Source organism: Salinimicrobium oceani (genome assembly GCF_012037645.1).
In genome coordinates this window covers 1-328 of the sequence record NZ_JAAVJR010001316.1, presented here as the reverse complement: position 1 = coordinate 328, position 328 = coordinate 1, and the positions used below count along the sequence as shown (strand labels likewise).

The window sequence follows — 328 nt, the reverse complement described above, 5'->3', positions numbered from 1 at the left end:
AATCGCGAAGGAGAATCGAAACTTTTAAAGCGTTGCACTCTTCCGCTCACAGGCGTGGGATGCGTGAAAAAGGTGGTAACTAACCTTGCGGTGCTGGAAGTGACCGAAAATGGCTTTAGACTACTTGAAAGAGCTCCCGGAATTAGTGTAGAGGAAATTCAAAATGCTACCGAAGGGAAATTGATCGTGGAAGGAGATATTCCGGAGATGGCGATATAAGAACCAGGAGTTAACCCTTTCAGCGGTTCTTAACCCTGAAAGCGGTTGATTCCACAGGAACCCGCTTTCGGGGCCCTAAGCCGCCGAAAGGGGTGGATAAAACATAACC

Annotated in this window: 1 protein-coding gene; it reads left to right on the top strand. The window is 48.2% G+C overall.

Annotated features, from left to right (window positions below; translation table 11 throughout):
- A partial coding sequence (locus HC175_RS21995) for a CoA-transferase (protein WP_369074368.1) occupies positions 1–219 on the top strand: 219 nt, incomplete at its 5' end.
- Positions 220–328 lie beyond the last annotated feature (109 nt).